Annotated in this window: 3 protein-coding genes and 1 riboswitch; of the genes, 2 read left to right on the plus strand and 1 reads right to left on the minus strand. The window is 73.9% G+C overall.

Features of this window, described 5'->3' with window-relative positions:
* Positions 1-195 precede the first annotated feature (195 nt).
* Positions 196-501: a helix-turn-helix transcriptional regulator gene (locus F8274_RS30265; RefSeq protein ID WP_151465777.1), complete on the minus strand. Its 306-nt coding sequence runs from the start codon at positions 499-501 to the stop codon at positions 196-198.
* 90 nt (positions 502-591) lie between these two features.
* On the opposite strand from F8274_RS30265, the gene F8274_RS30270 reads away from it, so the two are divergent.
* Positions 592-1,554 (plus strand): DMT family transporter, encoded by a 963-nt coding sequence (locus F8274_RS30270; RefSeq protein ID WP_151465778.1) that lies wholly within the window; start codon positions 592-594, stop codon positions 1,552-1,554.
* 76 nt (positions 1,555-1,630) lie between these two features.
* Positions 1,631-1,763: riboswitch (SAM riboswitch) on the plus strand.
* Between the two features lie 12 nt (positions 1,764-1,775).
* Positions 1,776-3,065: a threonine synthase gene (gene thrC / locus F8274_RS30275; RefSeq protein WP_151465780.1), complete on the plus strand. Its 1,290-nt coding sequence runs from the start codon at positions 1,776-1,778 to the stop codon at positions 3,063-3,065.
* Positions 3,066-3,132: the final 67 nt, after the last annotated feature.

Below are 3,132 nucleotides of genomic sequence, written 5' to 3' on the forward strand. Positions count from 1 at the left end.
TGCTGGCGGCCGGGGTCGGCGGGGCCGGTGCGGATGCCGGCTCGGGCGCCGGCGTCGGGGCGCAGGCCGTGAGCAGCGCCACGCCCGCGAGGGCTCCGAGCCGTGCCGCCGCCGTCCGCATGGGGCGATCATCCCAGCCCGTGGTCGACCGGCGGGACCCGGGCGCGGAGGCCAGGCTCTGGCGAGCGCGCGGGTTCAGGCGCGGGCGGGTGCGGCGAGGACCGCGTCGAGCAGCCCCGGGTAGAGCCGCTCCAGCTCCTCGCGGCGCAGCCGCACGTAGCGGCTGGTGCCGGCGACCCGGGTCCGGGTGAGCCCGGCCTCGCGCAGCACCTTCAGGTGGTGGCTGCGGGTCGCCTTGGAGACGCCGAACTCGAAGGTGCCGCACGCGTACTCGCCGCCCCCGGCCAGCGCGCGCACGATCTGCAGCCGGACGTCGTCGGCCAGGGCGGCCAGCACGTTGGTGACCGGCACCTCGCGCAGCTCGGGTTCGTGCAGCTCCATGTGACCAGCGTAACCTATGTTCGACATCCGTCGAACTACCTCCTAGAGTCGGCTCCGCTGGTTCGACGATACTCGAACATTGGAGCCGCGATGCGTTCCCGTTCCGCCGCCTTCCCGCTCTTCGCCGTGGTGAGCTGGGGCGTCATGTTCCCCGTGCTGGCCAGCGCGCTCACCCGGGTGGACGCGCTCAACCTGACCACCGCCCGGTACCTGCTCGCCACCGCCGTGCTGCTCGCCCTGCTGCTGACCCGCGAGGGGTGGGCCGCCCTGCGGACCCAGCGGCGCGCCACGGAGGTGGTGCTGCTCGGGGTGCTCGGGTTCGCCGGCTTCAACGTGCTGACCAACCTGGCCCTCGGCCACGCCACCCCGCAGCAGATCGCCCTCTTCGTCTCCGCCACCCCGCTCGTCACCCAGCTCGTCCGCTGGGCGCGCGACGGCGTACGCCCCCGGCCGGCGTTGCTCGGCCTCTCCCTGGTCGCCCTGCTCGGTGTCGGCCTGGTGATCACGCGGGGCCGGCTCGACGGGCTGCACCAGTTCGGCGTGGGCGGGCTGCTCATGATCGGCGCGGTGCTCGGCTGGGCCTTCTACACGCACGGCGCGAGCCGGTTCACCGGGTGGTCCCCGCTGCGCTACACCACGCTGACCTCCGTGGCCGGCCTGCTCGCCATGCTCGCCGTCAGCGCGGTCGCCGACCTCACCGGCCTCCAGCACGTGCCGGCCGCCGCCGACCTGGTCGCGGTCGCCCCGCAACTGGCGTACGCCGTGGTGGTCGCCGCCGTCCTCGCGGTGCTCGCCTGGAACACCGGGGTACGCCGGCTCGGCGTGGCCGACGCGGCGCTGTTCATGAACCTGGTCCCGGTGACCACGTTCGCGGTGCAGATCCTGCGTGGCTACCGGCCGGGAGCCGTGGAGCTGGTCGGCGCCGCGCTGACCATCGGCGCCCTGGTGGCCGCGAACCTGGCCACCCGTACCCGGAAGGCGCCCGCCACCCCGGCGGCGGTCGCCGTGACCGACCACGCCGCGGTGATCGAGCCGGTCGCGGTCGCGCGCTGACCCGGGCCGCTCACACCGTGGGAACCCGGCTCGGCAGCGCCCCGGCGCACGCATAGACTCGGCGGCACAACTGCATACCTCATCCAGAGGGGCTGAGGGATACGGCCCGACGACGCCCCGGCAACCACCCGCGCGCTCGACGACGAGCGACCGCGGGCAGGTGCCAATTCCGTCCCCGCCGCACCCGGCGATGCGGGGAAAGATGAGAGGAAACCCTCGACATGACGTCGACGATCCCCGCCGCCTCCGGCATCGACACCAGCCTCAGCCCGGCCCGCGCCCTGGTCTGCCGCGCCTGTTCCGCGCGCTACCCGCTGGCCGCCCAGCACGCCTGCTACGAGTGCTTCGGGCCGCTGGAGGTCGACTACGACGCGACCGCCCTGGCCGCCGTCACCCGCGCGCAGATCGAGGCCGGCCCGAAGAACCTCTGGCGATACGCCGCCCTGCTCCCCGCCGGCCAGGACCCGGCCTCCCGGGTCACCCTCGACCCGGGGCTGACCCCGCTGGTCGCCGCCCCGCACCTCGCCGCCGAGCTGGGCGTGACCGCACCGCTCTGGGTCAAGGACGACAGCGGCAACCCGACCCACTCGTTCAAGGACCGGGTCGTCTCGGTGGCGCTGACCGCGGCCCGGGCGCTCGGCTTCACCCGCTACGCCTGCGCCTCGACCGGCAACCTGGCCAACTCGGTGGCCGCCCACGCGGCCCGGGCCGGGGTGCCCTCGGTGGTCTTCATCCCCAGCGACCTGGAGCAGGGCAAGGTGGTGACCACCGCCGTCTACGGCGGCGACCTGGTCGCCATCGACGGCTCGTACGACGACGTGAACCGGCTCTGCGGCGAGCTGGTGGAGACCGACGAGTTCGAGGACACCGCGTTCGTCAACGTGAACGTGCGGCCCTACTACGCGGAGGGCTCGAAGACCCTCGGCTACGAGGTGGCCGAGCAGCTCGGCTGGCGGATCCCGGCCCAGGTGGTGATCCCGATGGCCAGCGGCGAGCTGCTCACGAAGATCGACAAGGCGTTCCAGGAGTTGGTCGAGATCGGGCTGGTCGAGGCGCCGGCCGGCGGCTGGGCGGTGTTCGGCGCGCAGTCGGCCGGCTGCAACCCCATCGCCACGGCGCTGCACGCCGACAGTGACACCATCGTCCCGGTCAAGCCGACCGGCATCGCCAAGTCCTTGAACATCGGCGACCCGGCCGCCGGCCTCTACGCCCTGGAGGCGGTGCGCCGCACCGGCGGCTGGATGGAGTACGCCGACGACGACGAGATCCGCGCCGCCATCCGCCTGCTCGCCCGCACCACCGGCGTCTTCGCCGAGACGGCCGGGGGCGTCACCGTGGCGGTGCTGCGCAAGCTGGTCGAGTCCGGCCGGCTCGACCCGACGAAGGAGACGGTCGTCTTCAACACCGGTGAGGGCCTCAAGACCATCGACGCGGTCGCCGCCGAGGTCGGGCCCACCCACCGCATCCGGCCCAGCCTCCGCGCCGCCCGGGACGCCGGACTCCTGTCCTGACCTCGGCCCCGGACTCATCCGGGTGGGGGATGGGCGGATCGCCCGAGCGGGGGATTGGGGTGATCCG

Source organism: Micromonospora sp. AMSO31t, from assembly GCF_008868175.1.
In the GTDB taxonomy this organism is placed as follows: Bacteria; Actinomycetota; Actinomycetes; order Mycobacteriales; family Micromonosporaceae; genus Micromonospora.